The sequence below is a fragment of the Allobosea sp. P4_E12 genome (assembly GCF_056401655.1).
On the sequence record NZ_JBFUIY010000023.1, the window covers coordinates 37,124 to 58,607 of the forward strand.

Consider the following 21,484-nt stretch of genomic DNA (forward strand, 5'->3'; position numbering starts at 1 on the left):
ACGATGGCCGTTTCGCTCAAGGATCCGCAGGACGGCGATCTGGCTGAGGTCTCCGAGATCAACGTCACACCCTTCATCGACGTGATTCTCGTGCTGCTGATCATCTTCATGGTCGCAGCCCCGCTCTCCACCGTCGATGTCGCCGTCGATCTGCCCGTCTCCAACGCGCAGCCGCAGCCGCGGCCCGAGAAGCCCGTCTTCCTTACCGTGAAGGGCGATCTCTCGCTCGCGCTCGGCAACGACCCCGTCCCGCGCGAAGCGCTGCAGAGTGTCCTCGACCGGCAAACCAGCAGCGACCGTGAGCAGAGAGTCTTCCTGCGCGCCGACGGGACTGTCGCCTATCGCGAGCTGATGGATGTGATGAACCTCCTGCGCAATGCCGGCTATCTGAAGATCGCGCTGGTCGGGCTCGAGGATACGGGCCAGGCGGCCGCGCCGGTCGCGGGTGTGAAGCCATGAAGACCGGGTCTCTCGATGGCAGCGCATCACGACGCCTCTGGCCGGCGCTATTGCGCTGGAGTTCGGCTGGGCTCGTCGTGGTGGCGGCGCATGGCGGTATTGCCTGGCTGGCCTTGAGCTGGCGGCCGGGAGAGGCTGCGGCCGGCGCGCCCGAGCCTGCCGTGATGATCGAGCTTGCGGCGGTTTCCGTTGCGCCCGAGGCCCCCGCTGCCGACCTGCCCCTTGCCCCCCAGGCGACCGAGGCCGAGCCGCCCCCACCAACCCCGGAGCCTGTTCCCGAGCCGGTCAAGGAGCCAGAGCCGCCTCCGGAACCCGAGGTGATACCCGAGCCGGTCCATCTGCCCGAGCCTGAGATCAAGCTGCCCGAACTGCCGCAGCTGCCCGATGCTGCAGCCGTGCTCGCTCCCCCGCCTCCGCCTGCCCCCGAGAAGCCGAAGGTCGTCGAACGCAAGCCGACGCCGCCCAAGCCACGCATCGTGGAGCGCCGCAAGCCGGTCGAGCGCGAGAAGCCACGGGCCAAGGAAGCCGCCGCGCCCCCCGCCTCGGCCGCGCCCGCCGCTGCTCCTTCCTCCGCGCCAACCGGTTCCGCTGCATCGCCCTCCGCCTCGACGGCGTCATGGCGCGGCATGCTGATCGCCCATCTCAATCGCTACAAGCGCTTCCCGGGCGGCGCGCGTCCCGGCACGGTGCAGATTGCCTTCTCGATCGATCGGGGCGGGCGTGTCCTGTCCGCGCGACTCGCCGGTAGCTCCGGCGATGCCACGCTCGATGAGGAGGCCGTCAGCATGATCCGCAGGGCAAGCCCCGTCCCGGCGCCTCCTGCCGGCGTCGGCGGGGGCGGCACGATCTCGCTCGCGGTGCCGGTGCGTTACAATCGCTGACGTGGCCCATCTGGAGTGCGGCGGAGCTCCGGGCCCCGGCTTGGCGATGAGTGATCAGTGCCCGGCCATGCATCGCCGGCATTCCGCTCCGGCACGCCAGAGCCTATAGAAGGGGCCGGCCCCGTTCCGGCCTCTGGACCCGCGGATAATCGTGCGCGATCCGGATTTGAAAAGACATCGTCATCATGCTTCGCCGTTTCTTCGCCTATTACGCACCGCATCGCGGCCTCTTCCTGCTGGATTTTTCCTGCGCAGTGCTGTCGGGCCTGCTGGAGCTCGCCTTCCCGATCGCGGTGAAGTTCTTCATCGACTGGCTGCTGCCCGGCCAGAACTGGGGATTGATCCTCGCCTGCGCCGCCGCACTGCTGGTGATCTACCTGCTCAATAGCGGGCTGATGGCGATCGTGACCTATTGGGGCCACATGCTCGGCATCAATATCGAGACCGAGATGCGGCGGAAGGCGTTCGACCATCTGCAGAAGCTCTCCTTCAGCTTTTTCGACAACCAGAAGACCGGCCATCTCGTGGCCCGCCTCACCAAGGACCTCGAGGAGATCGGAGAGGTCGCGCATCACGGGCCCGAAGACCTGTTCATCGCGATGATGACCCTGTTCGGCGCCTTCGTGCTGATGTTCATGGTCAGCCCCGAGCTTGCGCTCGTCACTGCCGCGATCGTGCCGCTGACCGGCTGGCTGACCGGCCGCTATGGCGGGCGCATGACGCATAACTGGCAGCAGCTCTTCGGGCGGGTCGGCAGCTTCAACGCGCGAATCGAGGAGAATGTCGGCGGCATCCGCGTCGTCCAGGCCTTCGCCAACGAGGAGCACGAGCGGCGGCTCTTCGCCCGTGACAACCAGAACTACCGCCAGACCAAGCTCGATGCCTACCGCATCATGGCGGCTACCATCTCGCTGAGCTATCTCAGCATGCGGCTGACCCAGATGGTGGTGATGGTCGCCGGCAGCTATCTCGTCATCACCGGCAGCCTGAGCCAGGGCGGTTTCGTCGGATTCCTGCTGCTCATCGCCGTGTTCTTCCGACCGATCGAGAAGATCAATTCGGTGATCGAGACCTATCCGAAGGGCATTGCCGGCTTCCGGCGCTATACCGAGTTCCTCGACACCGAGCCTGATATCGCCGACCGACCGAATGCGGTGACTGCGCCGAGACTCTCGGGCGAAATCCGCTATGCGGGCGTTTCGTTCGCATATCAGACCGGCCGCCCCGTGCTCAGCGGCATCGACCTGCATATCAAGCCGGGCGAAACGATCGCGTTCGTCGGCCCGTCCGGGGCCGGCAAGACGACGATCTGCTCCCTGCTGCCGCGCTTCTACGAAGTCAGCGGCGGAAGCATCACCATCGACGGCATCGATATCCGCGACATGACGCTGGCCTCGCTGCGCGGGCAGATCGGCATCGTGCAGCAGGATGTCTTCCTCTTCGCCGGCACGATGCGCGAGAACATCGCCTATGGCCGGCTCGAGGCGAGCGAGGCCGAGATCGTCGAGGCCGCGCGGCGCGCGCGGCTCGACGAGGTCATCGCGGCGATGCCCGACGGGCTCGACACCATCATCGGCGAACGCGGGGTCAAGCTTTCGGGCGGGCAGAAGCAGCGCCTCGCCATCGCTCGCATCTTCCTGAGGAATCCGCCGATCCTGATCCTGGACGAGGCGACCTCGGCGCTGGACACGCAAACCGAGCGCGCCATTCAGCAATCGCTTGCGGATCTGTCGCAGGGCCGCACCACGCTGATGATCGCGCATCGTCTCGCGACCATCCGCGATGCCGACCGGATCGTGGTGGTGGATTCGACCGGGATCGCCGAGCAGGGCAGCCATGCCGACCTGGTCAAGGCCGACGGCATCTACCGCCGGCTGCACGAGGCGTAAGCGACCGCCCGGTCAGGTATCGGCCCGAAACCGGGAAGACCGATGCGATCACAGTCAGATCATGGGACCGGACTTCGTTCCGGTTCCATGATCTAAACGATCTGGTTGTGCAACTCCGCGTCGCCACGCGCCAGCCGGTCGAGATTGTCGAGGAGGATGTCGACGACGTTCGTCTCATAGGCGCGCGTCTCGCCGGCGCTGTGCGGGGTGACGATGACGTTCGGCTGCCCCCAGAAGGGCGAGGCCGGTGGGAGCGGCTCGTCATGGAAGCAGTCGAGTCCGGCGCCAGCCAGGCGCCCCGAACCCAGCGCCGCCAGCAGCGCCGCCTCGTCGACGACACGGCCACGCGCAACATTGATCAGGAGAGAGCCCGGACGCATGGCGGCCAGCGCCTCGCTGCCGATCAGTCCTTCGGTCTCGGGCGTCAGCGGGCAGGTCAACGCCACGATATCGGCCTCAGCCAGAACCGTGCCCAGCTTGTCCGTCGCCACAATCGCATCGATGCCTGATACGGGCCGCTCGCTGCGGCGCACACCAATGATGCGCAGACCGAAAGCCGCAGCCAACCTCGCCAAACGCAGGCCGATCCGTCCAAGGCCGACGATGACAAGCGTCTTGCCGCCGAGCTCGTCCTCGCGTCGGGCGCGATCACCGATCATCGGCCGCCAATGCTTTGCCATCTGGTTGTCGCGAGCGAGGTGGATCTGACGGGTAAGGCCCAGGATGAGCGCCATCGCGTGTTCGGCAACGGCGCGCTCATTGCCCCCCTGCGCACTGGTGAGGCGAATGCCGGCCGCGGCGAAGGCGGCCTTGTCGAACTGATCCGTGCCGGCGCTGATCGACTGGACGAAGCGCAGGCGCGGGCAGGCGGCGATCAGCTCGTTGCGCCAGAGTCCGGAGACGACGAGGACATCGGCTTCGGGCGCGCGCGCCTTGAGTTCATCGAGGCTGCGAACCTCAAAGCTCCTCGCGGCGCGCGCCCGCGCGGAGAACTCCGCTCCCAACTGGTAGGCGGCATGCGCGAAGCCGATCGTGAGTTCTCTTTCCTGCGGCCAAGGCTTCATTGCATTCCCCCGTGATGACAAAACCCAGCTTAATCATGCGAAACGGCTCCGTCCCGCCCTTCCATGCATGCGCCCCCTAGGCGGCATCAGGAGGCAGAAAGGATGCCAGAGCAGCGGCGAGCCTCTGCCAGGACGGCTCGTCGCCGGGCAAGCCAAGCCGTAGCCAGCTCGCATTGTTCTGAAAGCGGCGGACATAGATGCCGTCGCGGCCGAGATGGGCGAAGAGTGCCGGTGCGTCCGGCGTCGCCAACAGCCTGAACAGGGAGGTGCCGCCAACGATCACGCCTCGCGACGCCAGCAAGGCATCGAGGCGGGCGGCATCGCTGGCCCGGGCACCGGCGGCCGCCGCGAGCCAGTCCGTGTCACTGAGCGCCTGCGCCCCGATATGAAGCGCCGGCCCCGCGACGGCCCAGGGACCGAGCGCGGCACGCAAGGCCTCCGTCAGGCGCGCCTCGCCGATCGCGAAACCCAGACGCAAGCCGGCAAGCCCGTAAGTCTTGCCAAAGGAGCGCAGGATCAGCGTCGCCGGTGGCAGCTCGGGGATCAGGCTCGCCTCGGGCATGAAATCGATGAAGGCCTCGTCGATGACGAGCAACCCGCCTCGTCCGGCCAGGTCACGCGCAACCGCCGTGAGTTGCGCGCGCTCAATCACCCGCCCATCGGGATTGTTCGGGTTGACCAGCACGACCACGCCCGCATCGCCCGCCTCCGCGGGCGTTGCGCTCTCCCGCACGTCCATCCCCGCCTTGCGCCAGGCCACCGCATGTTCGGCATAGGTCGGGCCGATCACGACGACTGGCCCGGTGTTCGCAAGACACGGCAGCAGTTCGATCAGGATCTGAGTGCCGGGCGCCGCGACGATGCCGGCCGTCTCGGGCACCCGGTACGTCTCGCGTGCCGCAGCGAGCAATGCCGCCTCGTCCCGCACTCCCGGCAGGCGCTGCCAGAGGCTTAACGGCAGCGCAGGAACCGGATAGGGGATGGGATTGATCCCGGTCGAAAGATCGATCCATGGCTCGGGCGCCTCCGGGAACAGCGCCTTCGCCTGTGCCAGATCGCCGCCATGCCAGACCTTGCCTGCCGCCTCAGCCATTCCCGCCCCGCATGAGCCTGTCCGATTCCCTACCGCTCCTCGCCGCCGCCCTGATCATCGAGGCGGGATTCGGCTACCCCCAGGGCTTGTATGCGCTGATCGGCCATCCCGTCACCTGGATCGGTGCGCTGATCTCCCGGCTCGACCGGATGCTCAATCGCGAGCGCGCCTCCTTCATCGTGCGCAAGGCGGCCGGCGGCCTCGCCCTCGCGCTGCTGCTTGCCGCCACATTCGCCATCTCATGGGGGCTGACCCTGCTCTGCCGCGGCCTCGGCCCGCTGGGCTGGCTGCCCCTCGCGCTCGTCGCCTCCAGCCTCATCGCACAGCGCAGCCTGCACGAGCATGTCGCACGGGTCGCCGAAGGACTGGAGCGGGACGGGCTCAAAGGCGGACGCATCGCCGTTTCGATGATTGTCGGCCGCAACCCCGAAACCCTCGACGAAGCCGGAGTTTCCCGCGCCGCAATCGAAAGCCTTGCCGAGAATTTCTCGGACGGGATCGTCGCTCCGGCTTTCTGGCTCGGCGTCGGCGGCCTGCCGGGCGGCGCGCTCTACAAGGCGATCAATACCGCCGATTCGATGATCGGCCACAAGACACCGCGCCACCTCGCCTTCGGCTGGGCGGCGGCGCGTCTCGACGACCTCGTCAACCTTCCCGCCTCTCGCCTCACCGCGCTGCTGCTGACCGCAGCCGCCGCACTCGACAAAACGTCAGACCCCGCCAATGCGTGGCGAGCTGTCCGACGCGATGCCCGCCATCATCGTTCGCCCAATGCCGGTTGGCCGGAAGCCGCGATGGCAGGTGCGCTCGGCCTCCGGCTGGCGGGCCCGCGCGTCTATGGCGATGTCAGGGTCGACGACGGGTGGATGGGGGACGGCCGGGCCGAAGCGGAAGCGGCGGATATCCGGCGGGCGCTCGCTCTCTATCGGAGGGCGTGTCTGCTGCTGTGGGGGCTCGCCGTTGCGGGGGCCGTCACCGCGCTCGCCCTCTAGTTCATCGGACCGGGCATCGCATCGGGAACGACGATCTCACCTTCTGTGTTTGCTTCGACTTTCCCGAAAGCTGCGATCCACGTTTCGGGTCGATGCCCTGGCCTCAGAACTCGATCCCGGCCTGTGCCTTCACGCCCGCCGCGAAGTGATGCTTGACCACCGTCATCTCGGTGACGAGGTCTGCGACGGCGATCAACTCGGGCTTGGCATTGCGGCCGGTGACGACGATGTGCAGATCAGGGCGCCGGCTCGCCAATGTCTCGACCACCTCCGCCAGCGGCAGATAGTCGTAGCGCAGCGCGATATTGAGTTCGTCGAGCACGAGCAGGCGTATCTCCGGATCGTCCATCAACGCCTTGGCCTTGGCGAAGGCGCGCCCGGCGGCAGCGATGTCGCGGGCCTTGTCCTGCGTTTCCCAGGTGAAGCCTTCGCCCATCGTGTGCCAGACGATGCGATCGCCGAAGGCGTCGAGCGCCTTGCGTTCACCTGTCGCCCAGGCGCCCTTGATGAACTGCACCACCCCGACGCGCCAGTCATGGCCGAGAGCCCGCAGGATCAATCCGAAGGCGGCGGTCGACTTGCCCTTGCCTGGCCCCGTATTGACGATCAGGAGTCCCTTTTCGATCGTCTTGGCGGCGACCTCGGCATCCTGCACCGCCTTGCGCTTTTCCATCTTGGCCTTGTGGCGGGCGGCCTCGTCAGCATCGATCGTCATCGGAACCTCCTGCTCATTTCACCTGCATCGGCAGACCGGCGACCATGAAGATCACCCGGTCGGCCCGCGCCGCAAGCATCTGGTGCAACCGCCCCGCCTCGTCGCGGAACCGTCGGGCGAGCGCATTCTCGGGCACGATACCGAGCCCGACCTCGTTGGAAACCAGGACCACCGGGCCACGTGCCGAAACGCAGGCCTCGACCAGTTCCCGGCTTGCAGCCGCCACATCCTGCTCTGCCAGTATCACGTTGGTCAGCCAGAGCGTCAGGCAGTCCACCAGGGCAGGTTGCCCCGCGGGAACCGCGCGGATCGCCTGCGCCAGGGCCAGCGGCGCATCGATGGTCATCCAATCCTGCGACCGGCGGGCGCGGTGCTCGGCAATCCGGGCGCGCATCTCATCGTCATAGGCCTGCGCCGTGGCGAGATAGATCCAGGGCGCCGGCACCATCTCGATCAGGGCCTCGGCATGGCGGCTCTTGCCGGAGCGGGCGCCGCCCAGAACGAGGGTAAGAGGGGAAAGGATCGCTGCCACTGCCAAAATCTCAACCCAGGGAAGATCAGCCTAAGGAACGGACCTGGCGAGCGAAGCGAAACAAGCCGGGACAGGCCATCAGAGATCACATCGCTTCACTGCGCTCGCAATCACGATCGCTGCATTGCACAGCACCGTGCAGATGGCTAATGATCATCCCCGACGGTGCCTCTGCAAGGAGGTGAAAAGGGAACGCGGTGCGATACCGCGGCTGCCCCCGCAACTGTAAGCGGCGAGTTTCGCGCCATCGGCCACTGGGATTGTCCCGGGAAGGCGGCGAGAGATCCGGACCCGCGAGCCAGGAGACCTGCCGTCGATGAGTGATGCAATCCAGCGGGCTGCCGGCGGGGTGGCCAAGGAGACCGAGATGACGACGAATACGGCTTCGATCACCACCCAGGCCAGCGCATCCGAGCGCGTCAAGGCTGTCGCAGCTGCCCTGGCACTCGGCGCAGCCCTGATCTTCACCGTCGGCTTCGCCCATTCGACCAGCGTTCACAACGCAGCCCACGACACGCGCCACACCCTCGCCTTTCCCTGCCACTGAGGGAAAGGCAACATGGTCAATCGTGTTCTCACGGTCAGTCTTCTGGCCGGGCTTCTTGCTGGGCTCCTGGTCGCAGCACTCCAGCATGTCACCACCACGCCGCTGATCCTCAAGGCGGAAACCTTTGAGACGGCGTTGCGCGCAGCCGAGCTTCAGCACGCCAGCTTCACCGGCGATGCCAGGATCGTCCTTGCCCATGGCGGCGCCGACGCAGCCGACCACGCCGAGTGGAAGCCACAGGACGGCTTGCAGCGCACGGCCTTCACCACCATCGTCACCATTGCGACCGCGATCGGCTTTGCCGCCCTGCTGCTCGGCGGCATGATCGCAGCGGGCGATGCCATCACTGAACGGACCGCACTGATCTGGGCGGCTTGCGGCTTCCTGGCCTTCGGCCTCGTGCCGGCGACCGGGCTCGCACCGGAATTGCCCGGCAGCGCGTCAGCCGAACTGCTCCACCGCCAGACCTGGTGGATCGCCACCGCGCTCGTCACCGCCGGCGGCCTCTGGGTCTTCCTGCGGACGGAGGCGAGCTGGCTGCGGGCACTTGCCGTGCTTGCCATGCTCGTCCCGCATCTGATCGGCGCACCACATCCCGCCGCCCCGGAGAGCAAGGTCCCGGCCGAAATCGCAGCGCATTTCGCCGCGCTCTCGCTCGCGCTCCAGGCTGCCCTCTGGCTCGCTACCGGCTTTGCCGTCGGCGTGCTCTGGCCCTGGGCGACGCGCCGTGCCGCAGCCCCGGCCAAGGCCTGACGCTGAGCGCGATCCCCCGGGATCGCGCCGGAAGCAAAGGAACCGGCCTATGCCCGAAGGCGATGTCACCATTTTCGTCTGCGTCGCCTGCCGGCGCGCGCGGGCGGACCTGCCGGAGGGTTACGACCAGCCCGGACTGGGTTTTGCCGAGGCGCTGCGCGAACGCATCGCGCGCGACGGCGGGACGCTTCCGGTCGAACCCGTCGACTGCCTCGCGGTCTGCAATCGCCCCTGCACCGTCGCCTTGGCGGCCGACGGCAAATGGACCTATCTGATCGGCGATCTCGACGCAGACACCCATATCGCCGAAATCGTTGACGCAGCTGCAAGCTTTGCAGCCAGCGCAAACGGTATCGTTCCCTGGAAAGAAAGACCCGCTTCGTTCCGCAAGGGCGTGGTCGCGCGCGTACCGCCTCTCCCGGCGCGCCAACAAGGATGAGATCATGAACGCTCCCCAAGCCCGCTCGCTGGGCAAGATCCCCTGCACGATCATCACCGGCTTCCTCGGGGCCGGAAAGACCACACTGGTGCGGCACCTGCTGGAGAATGCAGGGGGCAAGCGCATCGCCGTGCTGGTCAATGAGTTCGGCGATCTCGGCTTCGACGGTTCCTTCATCGACGGCTGCGGCATTTCCGGCTGCACCGCGGAGGACATCGTCGAGCTGCCGAATGGCTGCATCTGCTGCACCGTCGCCGACGACTTCGTGCCAGCGCTGGAAAAGCTGCTCGACCGGCCGAACCCGCCGGAACACATCCTGATCGAGACCTCGGGGCTTGCCCTGCCGAAGCCGCTGGTCAACGCGTTCAATTGGCCGGCCATTCGGTCACGTGTCACGGTCGATGGTGTCATCGCCGTGGTCGATGGTCCGGCCGTGGCGGATGGCCAGTTCGCGGATGATCCCGCCGCTCTCGCTGCGCAGGCGGCGCAGGATGCCGCGGTCGGGCACGACAACCCGCTCGAAGAAGTGTTCGAGGACCAGATCCTCTGCGCCGACCTGATCCTGCTCAACAAGAGCGACCTCGTCGATGCGGCCGGCCGCGAACGCGTCAAGGCCGAGATCGCCGCGCATCTGCCGAAGGCGATCAAGATCGTCGAGACGGCCCATGGCAAGGTCGAGCCCGCCCTGATTATTGGCCTCAACGCGGCTGCCGAGGCCGATCTCGCTGGACGCCCCTCGCACCATGAGAGCGCCGAGGACCACGACCACGACGATTTCGAAAGCCTCGATTTCGCTCTCGCCGCGGCGACATCGCCCGAGGAGCTGGCGGCCCGCGTTGCCAGGGCCGCGGAGGCCGAGGGCGTGCTGCGCCTGAAGGGTTTTTCGGCGATTCCCGGTAAGCCGATGCGGCTCGTCGTCCAGGGTGTCGGGCGTCGGGTCAGCCATCATTACGACCGCGCCTGGGCGGCCGGCGAAGCCAAGGATGGTCGCCTCGTGGTGATTGGCCTGAAGGGCTTTGATCGCAAGTCCGTGGAGGCCGCCCTCGCGGGCTGAGCCATGCACCTCCTCCCCTCAAGCGAGATCAGGCTTGACGACGGCGAAGACGCCGTCGATCTCGCCCTGCCGCCAGGGGATGTGCTGGTGCTCTCCTTCGCCGACAGCGACCTTTCGGCGCTGACGGCCGCGGCCGGCGCAAGCGAGCTCGCCGTCAGGCTCGCCTCGCTGCGCCGGCTGAAACACCCGCTCTCCGTCGATTTTCTCGTCGAGAAGACGGTGGCGCATTCGCGCTTCGTGCTGATCCGCTGTCTCGGCGGGCTGGACTACTGGCGTTACGGCATCGAGCAGCTTGCGGAAATCTGCCGACGGGGCGGGATACCGCTCGTCGTGCTGCCCGGCGACGACCGGCCTGATGAGCGGCTGGCCGAGTACGGCACCGTCGAACCGCATTTCGCGGCGGAGCTTCTCGCCTATTTCCGCGCCGGCGGCGGTGCGGAGAATATGCACCGGCTGCTTGGACGGGTGGATGCGTTCCTTCGCCGCGAAAGCGATGCTTCGGACCTCGCGCCCACTCCCTTGCCCGCGCTCTTCGCCCTTGGTGCGGGCGGTGCTCCGCTCGCATGGCGTGAAGCGCTCTCACAGCGCCCCGTCGCGAACGCGCTAGTCCCGATCCTGGTCTATCGCTCCAGCGTCGCCGCCGGAGACACCGCCATGGCGGAGGCGATCGCAGAGGCGCTGAGTGCGCGCGGCCATGCCCCGTTGATTCTGGCCCTTACGAGCTTGAAGGACCCGGCCGTCACCGGCGAACTTGCGGCCCTGATCGCCGCGCGCAAGCCCGCCGCCATCATCACCACCACCGCGTTCTCGGCCCGCAACAGCGCCGATTTCGTGCTGGACACCGCCGATTGCCCGATCCTGCAGGCCGTGCCGGTCGGCAGCCCGCGCGACGCCTGGGAGGCCTCGCCGCGCGGGCTTTCCGGGGCCGACCTCGCCATGCAGGTGGCGCTGCCTGAATTCGACGGACGGTTGGGGGCGCTGCCCGTCGCCTTCAAGGCCGAGATGACGGACAGCAGGACCGGCCTGACGAGCCGCCGGTTGGTTCCTGATCGCGATGGTGTCGCCGCCCTTGCCGATCTCGCCTCAGGCTGGATCGCGCTGGCCGGCAAGCCGGCTGCCGAGCGCAACCTCGCCCTGGTCATGTCCGACTACCCGGCGCGCGGAGGACGGGCCGGCTTTGCAGTCGGGCTCGATACCCCAGCCAGCGTCGGGGCCATTTGCGAACTGCTGGCGCAGACCGGATACGATGTCGGCCCCTCCGCGCAGAGTGTCATCCCGGACGAGCCAAGGCAGAGCCGGGACGGTCACCTTGCTCATGGTGACGACACGCGTTTGATGCAGGCGCTGACTGAAGGGCCAGCAGAGTTTGCAGTCCCGCTCGCCGATTATCACGCCTGGCTCGGCGCCATTCCCGGCGCGGCAGGCGCGGCACTCATCGCGGCCCATGGCGAACCTGAGGCGGATCGTGACTGCGATGGCTCGGCCTTCCGTTTCCGTGTGGTCCGCAATGGCCGTCTCACCATCGCGCTGCAGCCCGCTCGCGACACGACGCCCGACCGCAAGCTGCGCTATCACGATCCCGATGCGCCGCCGGGCCATGCCTATCTCGCCTTCTATCTCGGCCTCCGGCGGATTGCCGATGCCGACGCACTGATCCATCTCGGTACGCATGGCACGACCGAGTGGCTGCCGGGCAAGGCGGTGGCTCTTTCAGCGAGCTGCTGGCCTCGGCTTGCGGTTGGCGGCCTGCCGGTGATCTACCCCTATGTCGTCGATGACCCCGGTGAGGCGGCCCCTGCCAAGCGCCGGCTTTCGGCCGTGACGCTCGGCCATCTCCCACCCGAACTGGTGCATGTGGATGCAGCCGGCGAAGTGGCTCTGCTGCGTGATCTCGTCGAGGAGTTTTCGCAAGCGCAGGTCCTCGATCCGCGCCGCGCCGAGATCGTCGCCCGTGAAATCCGCGGGCGAGCCGAAGCAAGCGGGCTGGCGGAAGCCTGCGGTGTCACGCCCGATCTCGACATGGCGAGCGCACTGAGCCAGCTCGACGCGCATCTCTGCGACATCGCCGAACTGCCCTTCCGGGATGGGCTGCATGTCTTCGGGCGGGCTGCGCACGATCCCGCGTCATCCCGCAACGAGCGCGACAACTTGCTGCGCGCTCTGGCCGGGCGGTTCGTTCCGCCCGGCCCTGCCGGCTCGCCGCATCGCGGGCAAAGCGATGTGCTGCCGACCGGCCGCAACCTCTCGACGCTCGATCCGCGCGCGATCCCGACCCGGGCCGCCGCGCGCCTCGGCTCGCGCGCCGCGGCGTCGCTGATCGCACGCCATCTCCAGGACCACGGCGATTATCCACGCCGGATCGTGATGGATCTCTGGGCCTCGCCCACTCTGCGTTCCGGTGGCGAGGACATCGCACATGCGCTTGCCCTGATGGGCGTCGCGCCGCTCTGGGATCACGCCTCGACGCGAGTGACCGGATTTTCCGTCATTCCCCTGGCCAAGCTCGATCACCCGCGCATCGACGTCACCATCCGTATCTCCGGCGCCTTCCGCGACACATTCCCAGGTCAGATCGCACTGCTCGACGCCGCTGCGCGCGCCGTAGCAGTGCTGGACGAAGCCGATGAATGGAACGAGCCTGCTGCAGCCCGCCGGCGCGGCGAAGACGCCGCACGCATCTTCGGCCCGGCACCCGGCCGCTTCGGCGCGGCCATGGCCGACCGCGCGCTCGACGGGCAATGGGAGAGCCGCGGCGAGCTTGGCGCCGCCTATCTCGCGGCCAGCGATCATGCCTTCGGTGGTACGGAGGGCCTTGCCAGCGCCGATCCCGGCTTCGCGCGTCGCGTCGCCTCGGCAAGCGCCTTCGTTCATGTCAGCGACACGGCGGGGCGCGACATTCTCGAAGCGACCAGCGCGGCCGATGTGATCGGCGGTTTTGCCGCGGCAGCGCAGGCGCTCGGCAGCGAGGCCGCACTCTACAGTCTCGACAGCTCCAACCCGGAAGCGCCGAAAACGCGCACCCTGGCCGAGGACATTGCGCGCATCGTCCATGGCCGGCTCTGCCACCCGCGCTGGATTGCGGGCCAGCTTGCCCATGGCTGGCGCGGCGCGGCCGAACTTGCCGAGACCGTCGACACACTCTTCGTCTATGCGGCCAGCACAGACGCGGCCTCGGACGGACTGTTCGACGCCGTATTCCAGGCCTATTGCGCGGATCCGGCCATCTGGAGCGCGCTGGAACAGGCCAATGCGCCCGCGGCTGCCTCGATCCGCGCGCGGCTGACGGAAGCCGAGCGGCGCGGCCTCTGGCAGACCCGGCGCAATTCCGTGGCCGCCTTCCTCGCCAGCAAGGACGCGGCGGAATGACCGCCCCGACGCAAGAAGCGCTCCGGCGCGGCTGGTGCCCGAGCACGCTCCGGCCGATGGAAACCGGGGACGGCTGGCTCGTGCGGCTGCACCCGCCGGGCGGGCAGATGCAGCCCGCACAATTGCGACGCGTGGCGGATCTGGCCGAAGAGACGGGCAATGGCCTCGTCGAGATTTCCAGCCGCGGCAATCTCCAGATCAGGGGTGTGCGGCAGGAGGCCCATCCCGCCCTTGTCGAGGCCTTGCTCGCGGAGCGGCTCGTCGACGAAGCCGGCGGGCCCGGGCCGCAGCGCCTGGTGCTCACCTCACCGCTCGCCGGGCAGGATCCGAGCGACCTGATCGATGCCGCCATTCTGGCCGCATCCCTGGAACGTCAGGGGCGCGCCATCTCAGGGTTGCCGCCCAAGACCAGCGTCATCGTCGATGGCGGCGGCGAGCTCGCACTCGATGGCTTTGCCGGCGATCTGCGCGTGGTTGCGATTGACCAGGGTTCCGTCGTGATCGGCCTGCCGCAAGGCGGCTGGTTTGGCCCGGTCGCATCCGGTGATGCAGGCGCCGTGACGGCAGGGCTGTTGCAGGGCTTTGCGGCATACCGGCGGGCCGAGGCTGACAGGATCCATCGCCTGCGTGATCTCGACCACGACCAGATTAGCGCGCTGACCGAGGCCCGCTCGATAGCGCCGGCCGGTGCGCCGGCGGCTCGCTCCGCGCCGAGGCGGGTCGGGCTCTTCGCGTTGCGCGCCTCCCGTTTTGCCCTGATCGCTGGGCTGCCGTTCGGCCGCTCGGACACTCGGACATTGTCGCGGCTATGCGAGGCCGCCGGCGCGCATGGCGTCAGCGAAATCCGCTTTTCGCCCTGGCGCGGGCTGGCTTTCCTGGGCCTCGAGCACGATGCCGCCGCGAGCCTCGCCGCACGATGCGAGGCACTGGGGCTGATCACCCGCGACGCCGATCCACGGCTTGCAGTGCAGGCATGCTCCGGCAAGCCGGCCTGCCTGCGCGGCGAGACGCAGACGATGGGCGATGCCGCAGTCCTGGCCGAAGCGGCAGCCTCGCTCCTTGCTGCTGGCCTCAGCCTGCATCTATCGGCCTGCGTCAAATCCTGCGCGCAATCAGGCCCCGCCGACCTCACGCTGGTCGGGCATGACGGCCGCTATGACGTCGTCATCGGCGGAACGACGCGGGACAAGCCGATGGCGAGGCTTGACCTTTCGCAGATTGTGCAGCGTCTGCAGCCGGGACAGGACATTCACACCCGCCTGACCGCAGGCCGGTTTTCAGGACCACAGGTTTGAACACGCGCTACGACTATATCCGCGAGGGTGATGCGATCTATGAGCGCTCCTTCGCCATCATCCGGGCCGAGGCCGACCTCTCCCGCTTCTCAGGCGCGGCCGCCCGCGTGGTGGTACGCATGATCCATGCCTGCGGCATGACCGACCTGCCGCGCGATGTCGAGATGTCAGCCGATTTCACGGATGCGGCGGAGGCTGCGCTGCGCGCCGGCGCTCCGATCCTGTGCGACGCCAAGATGGTCGCGAACGGCGTGACCCGCGCCCGTTTGCAGGCCAGCAACGCAGTGATTTGCACGCTGGACCAGGCTGAGGTGCCGGCACTGGCCAAACAGGCCGGCACAACGCGCTCGGCCGCGGCCATGGAGCTGTGGCGGCCGCATCTCGCGGGAGCCTTGGTCGTCGTCGGCAATGCCCCGACCTCGCTTTTCCGGCTGCTCGAAATGTTCGATGCCGGTGCGCCAAAACCGGCAGCCGTGATCGGCATCCCGGTCGGTTTCGTCGGTGCAGCCGAATCGAAGCAGGCGCTGGCACAGGACGGCCGCGTGCCCTTCCTTGTCGTGCATGGGCGCCGCGGCGGCTCTGCGATGGCGGCCGCTGCCGTCAACGCCCTGGCGCAAGAGAAGGAGTGAGCCGGTGAGCATGGACCGGTCCTTGCCCCAGAACGCAGGCACCCTGCTCTTCGGCGTCGGCCTGGGGCCCGGCGACCCCGACTACATGACGGTCCGGGCCCGCGACATCATCACGACCGCCGACCGGCTGGTGCATTTCTGCAAGAAGGGCAGCCGTGGCAATGCCCGCGTGACAGCCGACGCGGTGATCCCGCCGGATCCAGCGCGCGAGATCGTGCTCGCCTTTCCGGTGACGACCGAGGTTCCTGTCAGCGAGGACGGCTATACCGGGCCGATCGCCACCTTCTACGATGAATCCGCCGAATTGCTCGCAGCCGAGATGGCGGCGGGCCGGACCGTCGCGGTGCTCTGCGACGGCGATCCGTTCTTCTACGGTTCCTTCATGCATCTATGGCGGCGCCTCGCCCACCGTTTCCCGACCGAGGTTGTACCGGGCGTCACCGGCATGGCCGGCGCCTGGGTTCGTGCAGGTGCCCCGATCACCTGGGGTGACGACGTCATGACCGTGCTGCCCGGCACCTTGCCCGAGGCGGAACTGCGTCGTCGCCTGGTCGACACCGATGCGGCCGTGATCATGAAGCTTGGTCGCAACCTGCCGAAAGTACGCCGCGCGCTGAAGGCAGCCGGGCTGATCCATCGCGCGATCTATGTCGAGCGGGCAACGATGGCGGGGCAGGTCGTGACCCGGCTCGATGAGAAGACCGATGACGTTGCCCCCTATTTCTCGATGATCCTCGTTCCAGGCGAGGGCCGGCGGCTATGAGCGGCTCGCTCACCATCGTCGGCCTCGGCCCTGGAGAGCCGCACTGGCTGACGCCGGCTGCACAAGCCGCGCTCGAAGCGGCTACCGACCTCGTCGGGTATGGTCCCTATCTGGACCGACTGGCGGTGCGCGGGGGGCAGACGAAGCACGCATCCGACAACCGGGTCGAGATCGCACGCGCTCGCTATGCGTTGCAGCTTGCAGCCGAGGGTCGCGCAGTCGCGGTGGTATCAGGCGGCGATCCCGGCGTCTTCGCGATGGCAGCGGCGGTGTTCGAGGCACTCGAGGCCGGCGAAACCGGCTGGCTTGCGCTGCCGATCAGCGTCGAGCCCGGGATTACCGCGATGCTCGCCGCAGCGGCGCGGGCCGGCGCGCCGCTTGGCGGCGATTTCTGCGCAATCTCGCTCTCTGACAACCTCAAGCCCTGGGACGTGATCACCGCGCGGCTGGAAGCGGCGCTGAGCGCCGATTTCGTGATCTCGCTCTATAACCCGATCTCGAAGGCTCGGCCCTGGCAGCTCGGCGAGGCCCTAACGCTGGCTGCCCGGCATCGCGCGCCTGAAACACCCGTGATCTTCGCGCGCGCTGTCGGACGACCGGACGAAGTCCTGCGCGTATTGCCGATGAGCGAGGCTGTGGGGGCGGCAGGCTCGGCCGACATGGCAACGCTCGTGATGATCGGTGCCTCGAGCACGCGATCGATCGCCCGCCCGGGCCAGGCGCCGATCGTCTATACGCCGCGTTCGGTGACGAAGATCCCCTGCGCCACCAGCCAGGGCAGGACCTGATCGATATGGTCGACGGTTGCGACATCGGGTTTGGGCGGCCGCTCGACCATGATCACGGGAAGGCCGAGCCGGCGCGCCGCCGTCAGCTTGCCGACTGTCGCCGGACCGCCGGAATTCTTCGAGACGAGAATCTCGATGCCCTCCCGGCGCATCAGATCCTCCTCTTCATCGGCCTCGAACGGGCCGCGCTGCTGGATGACCTTGATGCCGTTGAGCGGCAGCCGGTCGCCGATCGGCTCGATCACCCTGACGAGATAATGGTGCTGCGGCGCGTCGGCGAAGGCCGGCAGCTCGAGCCGTCCGACCGTCAGGAAGACGCGACGCGGCTGCGTGCCCAGCGTCTCGACTGCAGCTTGAATGTCCGGCACCGAGCGCCAGCGATCACCCGGCCGCGGCTTCCAGGATTCACGGCGGATCGCGATGATCGGCACGTTCTCGGCCTTGCAGGCCGCCTCCGCATGGAACGGCATGATAGCTGCGAAGGGATGCGTGGCATCGACCACGGCAACGACCCGGTTTTCTATGAGATAATGCCGCAGGCCTTCGATGCCGCCGAAACCACCGACACGCACCGGCAGATTGAGGGGTTTGGGATCGGAGGTATGTCCGGCCAGCGAGACAACCGCGCGGATTTCCGGCGCCTGGTCAGCAAGAAGCTGATCAAGCGCGACAGCTTCGCTGGTGCCGCCGAGGATCAGGACCGTCATGACATTGTTTTCGCCTGAATCCGACGAACTGTCGAGGGCATCCGCCTCGGCCACCGAGCCTTGGCTCTCCCTCGTCGGGCTTGGAGAAGACGGCCGCGCCGGGCTTTCGCCGGACGCGCTTGCCGCGCTTGAAGGCGCCGAGCTCGTCTATGGCGGCGCCCGGCATATCGCCCTGATCGGGCCGGTTGCGGGCGAGGCTGCGCCCTGGCCGCAGCCCTTCCGCAATGCGCTGCCGCTGATCCTCTCGCAGAGAGGCCGCAAGGTCTGCGTGCTCGCCACGGGCGACCCGTTCCATTACGGAATCGGTGCCGGCCTGGCGAAGGCACTCGGCCCGGACGAGATGCGGATCTATCCGCAGCTCTCTTCCTTTGCGCTCGCCTGCAACCGGCTGCGCTGGCCGCAAGAGGAATGCGGCCGCGTCTCGCTGCATGGTCGTGCGCTGGAACGCATCATCCCCTTTCTGCAGCCGGGCCGGCGCGTGCTCGCTCTGTCCTGGGATGGTTCGACCCCGGGAAAGCTGGCTGAATTGATGAGCGCACGCGGCTTTGGTGCCTCGCGCCTCGTGGTGATGGAGGCGCTCGGCGGTCCACGCGAACGTATCCGCGAGTGCAAGGCGCAGGCCTTCGATCTCGGCACAGTCGACCCGCTCAACCTGATCGCGCTGGATCTGGTCGCAGAGCGTGAAGCGCGTATCCTCCCACTCGCCTCCGGACTGGATGACGACTGGTTCGAGCATGACGGCCAGATCACCAAGGCCGATATCCGTGCGATCACGTTGTCCGCCCTGCGACCCCGTGCTGGAGAACTGCTCTGGGATGTCGGCGCCGGTTCGGGCTCGATCGGGCTCGAATGGTGCCTGCGCAATCCCGGCAACCAGACCATCGCCTTCGAGGCCAGGCCCGAGCGGGCTGCGCGGATCACCCGCAACGGCTCAGCCCTCGGTGCGCTCCGAATCGAGGTCGCCATCGGCGCGGCACCTGCGAGCTTTCCCGGCCGCCCGGTCCCGGATGCGGTCTTCATCGGCGGCGGCATGACCGAGCCCGGAGTTTTCGAGGCTGCATGGGGTGCGCTGAAGTCGGGCGGTCGCCTCGTCGCCAATGTGGTGACGCTGGAGGGCGAGGCACGGCTTGCGGCGCTTTACGCCGCGCATGGCGGCACCTTGCGCCGGATCGGCGTCAGCCATCTCGACGCGGTCGGCAGCATGCATGGCTGGCGCGCCGCGATGCCGGTGACACAATGGCGGGTGGTGAAGCCGTGATCGTGGCGGGGATCGGATTACGCCCGGGCACCAGCGAGGTGGATATCCTCGCCTGCCTCGACCAGGCGCTCAGGCAAGCCGGCGTGGCGCCGACCGCGTTGCGCCTCGCCACCATCTCCAGCCGTTCGCGCGAGGCGGGTCTCCTTGCCACGGCGCGGAGCCGCAACGCCGAACTCGTCGCGATTCCAGACGAAGCGCTCAAGGGCTACGAGGCCGCCTGCGCAACCCGCTCGACCCGCATCGCCTCTCTCTATGGCGTCGGCTCCGTCGCGGAGGCGGCTGCGCTTGCGGCCGCCGGCCCGGGATCGGTGCTGATCCAGCCACGGATCGCCACTGCCCGCGTCACCTGCGCGCTGGCGCGGAGCGCCACGTCATGACCATCCATTTCATTGGCGCCGGCCCAGGTGCCGCCGATCTCATCACCCTTCGCGGGCGCGACCTGATCGCCGCCTGCCCGGTCTGCCTTTATGCCGGCTCGCTGATCCCGCGCACGATGCTCGACTGGTGTCCACCGGGCGCGCGCATCGTCGACACCGCCCCGCTCGATCTCGATGCGCTCATTGGCGAGATGCAGACCGCCCATGAAGCGGGGCAGGACGTGGCTCGACTGCATTCGGGCGATCTCTCGATCTGGAGCGCCTGCGGCGAACAGATGCGTCGGCTCGATGCGCTCGGCATCCCCTTTACGGTCACGCCCGGCGTGCCGGCCTTCGCCGCGGCGGCAGCGACGCTGAAGCGCGAATTGACGCTGCCCGGCGTCGCGCAATCGCTGGTCCTGACACGCACCTCGGGCCGCGCCTCGGCTATGCCCGAGCGCGAAAAGCTCGCGACCTTCGCGGCCTCGGGCACGACGCTCGCCATCCATCTCTCGATCCACGTGATCGGACAGGTCGCCGCCGAGCTGACACCGTTCTACGGAGCAGATTGCCCCGTCGCCGTCGTCTTCCGGGCGTCCTGGCCAGATGAGCGCGTGCTGTGCGGAACGCTGAGCACGATCGTGGCCGAGGTCCAGGCCTCGGGGTTGGAACGGACCGCGCTGATCCTCGTCGGCCCCGCGCTCGGCTCGCAGGATTTTGGCGAGAGCGCCTTGTATTCCACAGGCTACGACCGGCGTTTCCGGCCGAGCGGTGGTGGCGTGTGACACGCTCGGGCTCACCCCACCTTGCGGAATGGCGTACGCGCCAGAAGGCCACCGGTGCGATCGAAAATCGCGATCTCCAGCTCACTGTCCGGCACGCCGAGGGAATGCGCGGCGTTCACCCAGGCATGCCGGCCGACGGTTTCGGYCAATGGCAACCCCTCGGCCTGGGCACGTTGCAACACCTCGAGCGCCGTATTGGCCCCGGGCACCCAGGCAGCCAGGTGCTCACTGCCGCCCGCCTCCAGAATCCGCGCCGCCAGCCAGGCGAAATCGACCGGACCCGCGCGCGAGTGCAGGTCGAGCATGCCCTGCCCGAGCTTGACCATCTTTGCGAAGCCGCCGGCGACCGTGACGCGGTGGACCGGGTGGCGCCGCAGATATTTCAGCATGCCACCGGCGAAATCCCCCATGTCGATCAGAGCCTGCTCCGACAGGCCATGGAGACGCCGGATAGCGGCTTCGGAGGTCGAGCCGGTGGCGCCTGCGACATGGGTGAGACCAGTCGCGCGCGCGACATCGATGCCGCGATGGATCGAGTGAATCCAGGCCGCGCACGAAAAGGGTATGACGATTCCGGTCGTACCGAGAATCGAGAGCCCACCGACGATGCCGAGGCGCGGATTCATGGTCTTTCCGGCGAGGGCCTCCCCACCGGGGATCGCGATGGTGACGGAGACGTCGCGCGGACCGCCCGTCGCCGCAATGACCTCCGTCAAAGCCTGCCGGATCATCTCGCGCGGCATCGGGTTGATGGCGGGTTCGCCGACCGGCAATGGCAAGCCGGGCAAGGTGACTGTGCCGACACCCTCGCCGGCGCGAAAAACAATGCCTGCGCCAGGCGCGGCCGGGCCGACCCGCGCAACCACCAGCGCGCCATGCGTAACGTCGGGATCGTCGCCCGCATCCTTGATGATGCCGGCCTCGGCGCCCTCCGCAAGCGCGGACTGCCGGGCCAGGGCAAAGGCCGGCCGCTGGCCGCCCGGCAGCGTGATCTCGACGGGATCGAGAAACGAGCCGGCCGCCCAGCCGCAATAGGCGGACTTGGCGGCGGCGGCAGCGCAAGCGCCCGTCGTCCAGCCGCGTCGCAATTCGCCTTGGGGCGGCAAGTCTTCCATGAGC

Annotated in this window: 22 protein-coding genes and 1 riboswitch; of the genes, 16 read left to right on the forward strand and 6 right to left on the reverse strand. The window is 67.9% G+C overall.

Annotated elements, in window-relative coordinates:
* Positions 1-3: 3 nt before the first annotated feature.
* The 3 genes from exbD (at position 4) to AC1DW9_RS25210 (ending at position 3,229) form a co-directional block, all read left to right on the forward strand.
* Positions 4-459 carry a TonB system transport protein ExbD gene (gene exbD, locus AC1DW9_RS25200; RefSeq protein ID WP_441490341.1) on the forward strand — a complete coding sequence of 152 codons (456 nt, stop codon included), beginning with the start codon at positions 4-6 and terminating at the stop codon, positions 457-459.
* Positions 456-1,340 carry an energy transducer TonB family protein gene (locus tag AC1DW9_RS25205; protein ID WP_441507509.1) on the forward strand — a complete coding sequence of 295 codons (885 nt, stop codon included), beginning with the start codon at positions 456-458 and terminating at the stop codon, positions 1,338-1,340. The genes exbD and AC1DW9_RS25205 overlap by 4 nt, the downstream gene beginning before the upstream one ends.
* A 185-nt stretch (positions 1,341-1,525) precedes the next feature.
* A complete protein-coding gene (locus AC1DW9_RS25210) occupies positions 1,526-3,229 on the forward strand; it encodes an ABC transporter ATP-binding protein (RefSeq protein WP_441507508.1) in 1,704 nt (567 codons plus the stop codon).
* Between the two features lie 92 nt (positions 3,230-3,321).
* Here the strand turns inward: AC1DW9_RS25210 and AC1DW9_RS25215 are convergent, their stop codons facing one another.
* A complete protein-coding gene (locus tag AC1DW9_RS25215; RefSeq protein WP_441507507.1) occupies positions 3,322-4,293 on the reverse strand; it encodes a D-2-hydroxyacid dehydrogenase in 972 nt (323 codons plus the stop codon).
* A gap of 76 nt (positions 4,294-4,369) precedes the next feature.
* Complete coding sequence (gene cobD / locus AC1DW9_RS25220; RefSeq protein ID WP_441507506.1) at positions 4,370-5,386, reverse strand: threonine-phosphate decarboxylase CobD; 1,017 nt, start codon at positions 5,384-5,386, stop codon at positions 4,370-4,372.
* A gap of 11 nt (positions 5,387-5,397) precedes the next feature.
* Here cobD and cbiB point away from each other — a divergent pair, with 11 nt between their 5' ends.
* The gene (gene cbiB, locus AC1DW9_RS25225; protein ID WP_476768309.1) at positions 5,398-6,378 is read left to right on the forward strand and encodes an adenosylcobinamide-phosphate synthase CbiB; all 981 of its coding nucleotides are present in this window, start codon (positions 5,398-5,400) and stop codon (positions 6,376-6,378) included.
* 103 nt (positions 6,379-6,481) lie between these two features.
* On the opposite strand, the gene cobO is transcribed toward cbiB, so the two are convergent.
* Positions 6,482-7,093 carry a cob(I)yrinic acid a,c-diamide adenosyltransferase gene (gene cobO / locus AC1DW9_RS25230; RefSeq protein WP_441507504.1) on the reverse strand — a complete coding sequence of 204 codons (612 nt, stop codon included), beginning with the start codon at positions 7,091-7,093 and terminating at the stop codon, positions 6,482-6,484.
* A gap of 13 nt (positions 7,094-7,106) precedes the next feature.
* Entirely contained in the window at positions 7,107-7,631 is a 525-nt protein-coding gene (cobU, locus tag AC1DW9_RS25235) for a bifunctional adenosylcobinamide kinase/adenosylcobinamide-phosphate guanylyltransferase (RefSeq protein WP_441507503.1), read from the reverse strand.
* Between the two features lie 140 nt (positions 7,632-7,771).
* Positions 7,772-7,954: riboswitch (cobalamin riboswitch) on the forward strand.
* Between cobU and AC1DW9_RS25240 the strand changes: the two genes are divergently transcribed.
* From AC1DW9_RS25240 to cobJ, 9 genes are all read left to right on the forward strand, one after another.
* Positions 7,942-8,172 carry a CbtB domain-containing protein gene (locus AC1DW9_RS25240; protein ID WP_441507502.1) on the forward strand — a complete coding sequence of 77 codons (231 nt, stop codon included), beginning with the start codon at positions 7,942-7,944 and terminating at the stop codon, positions 8,170-8,172. It overlaps the preceding riboswitch by 13 nt.
* A gap of 12 nt (positions 8,173-8,184) precedes the next feature.
* Positions 8,185-8,925: a CbtA family protein gene (locus AC1DW9_RS25245; RefSeq protein ID WP_441507501.1), complete on the forward strand. Its 741-nt coding sequence runs from the start codon at positions 8,185-8,187 to the stop codon at positions 8,923-8,925.
* Positions 8,926-8,974: 49 nt separating this feature from the next.
* Positions 8,975-9,364 (forward strand): DUF1636 family protein, encoded by a 390-nt coding sequence (locus tag AC1DW9_RS25250; protein ID WP_441490350.1) that lies wholly within the window; start codon positions 8,975-8,977, stop codon positions 9,362-9,364.
* A gap of 4 nt (positions 9,365-9,368) precedes the next feature.
* Positions 9,369-10,418, forward strand: coding sequence for a cobalamin biosynthesis protein CobW (gene cobW / locus AC1DW9_RS25255; protein WP_441507500.1), 1,050 nt, complete (start codon positions 9,369-9,371; stop codon positions 10,416-10,418).
* Positions 10,419-10,421: 3 nt separating this feature from the next.
* Entirely contained in the window at positions 10,422-13,784 is a 3,363-nt protein-coding gene (gene cobN / locus AC1DW9_RS25260; RefSeq protein WP_476776621.1) for a cobaltochelatase subunit CobN, read from the forward strand.
* Positions 13,781-15,079, forward strand: a complete 1,299-nt coding sequence (gene cobG / locus AC1DW9_RS25265) for a precorrin-3B synthase (protein WP_441507498.1) — start codon at positions 13,781-13,783, stop codon at positions 15,077-15,079. Before cobN ends, cobG begins: the two co-directional genes overlap by 4 nt.
* The gene (locus AC1DW9_RS25270; RefSeq protein WP_441507497.1) at positions 15,076-15,708 is read left to right on the forward strand and encodes a precorrin-8X methylmutase; all 633 of its coding nucleotides are present in this window, start codon (positions 15,076-15,078) and stop codon (positions 15,706-15,708) included. Before cobG ends, AC1DW9_RS25270 begins: the two co-directional genes overlap by 4 nt.
* 10 nt (positions 15,709-15,718) lie before the next feature.
* Positions 15,719-16,471 carry a precorrin-2 C(20)-methyltransferase gene (locus tag AC1DW9_RS25275; protein ID WP_441507496.1) on the forward strand — a complete coding sequence of 251 codons (753 nt, stop codon included), beginning with the start codon at positions 15,719-15,721 and terminating at the stop codon, positions 16,469-16,471.
* Complete coding sequence (cobJ, locus tag AC1DW9_RS25280) at positions 16,468-17,259, forward strand: precorrin-3B C(17)-methyltransferase (protein ID WP_441507495.1); 792 nt, start codon at positions 16,468-16,470, stop codon at positions 17,257-17,259. Before AC1DW9_RS25275 ends, cobJ begins: the two co-directional genes overlap by 4 nt.
* Here the strand turns inward: cobJ and AC1DW9_RS25285 are convergent.
* Positions 17,202-17,966, reverse strand: a complete 765-nt coding sequence (locus AC1DW9_RS25285; protein WP_441490356.1) for a cobalt-precorrin-6A reductase — start codon at positions 17,964-17,966, stop codon at positions 17,202-17,204. The genes cobJ and AC1DW9_RS25285 overlap by 58 nt on opposite strands.
* Here AC1DW9_RS25285 and cbiE point away from each other — a divergent pair.
* Genes cbiE through cobM form a run of 3 tightly spaced genes read left to right on the forward strand, consistent with a single transcriptional unit; the run spans position 17,965 to position 20,365 of the window.
* A complete protein-coding gene (gene cbiE, locus AC1DW9_RS25290; RefSeq protein WP_441490357.1) occupies positions 17,965-19,224 on the forward strand; it encodes a precorrin-6y C5,15-methyltransferase (decarboxylating) subunit CbiE in 1,260 nt (419 codons plus the stop codon). The two genes, AC1DW9_RS25285 and cbiE, sit on opposite strands and share 2 nt — an antisense overlap.
* Entirely contained in the window at positions 19,203-19,601 is a 399-nt protein-coding gene (locus AC1DW9_RS25295) for a cobalamin biosynthesis protein (protein ID WP_441490358.1), read from the forward strand. The genes cbiE and AC1DW9_RS25295 overlap by 22 nt, the downstream gene beginning before the upstream one ends.
* A complete protein-coding gene (gene cobM / locus AC1DW9_RS25300) occupies positions 19,598-20,365 on the forward strand; it encodes a precorrin-4 C(11)-methyltransferase (protein WP_441490359.1) in 768 nt (255 codons plus the stop codon). Before AC1DW9_RS25295 ends, cobM begins: the two co-directional genes overlap by 4 nt.
* Before the next feature lie 11 nt (positions 20,366-20,376).
* Here cobM and AC1DW9_RS25305 read toward each other — a convergent pair whose 3' ends face one another.
* Positions 20,377-21,480, reverse strand: coding sequence for a cobalt-precorrin-5B (C(1))-methyltransferase (locus AC1DW9_RS25305; RefSeq protein WP_476855209.1), 1,104 nt, complete (start codon positions 21,478-21,480; stop codon positions 20,377-20,379).
* Positions 21,481-21,484 lie beyond the last annotated feature (4 nt).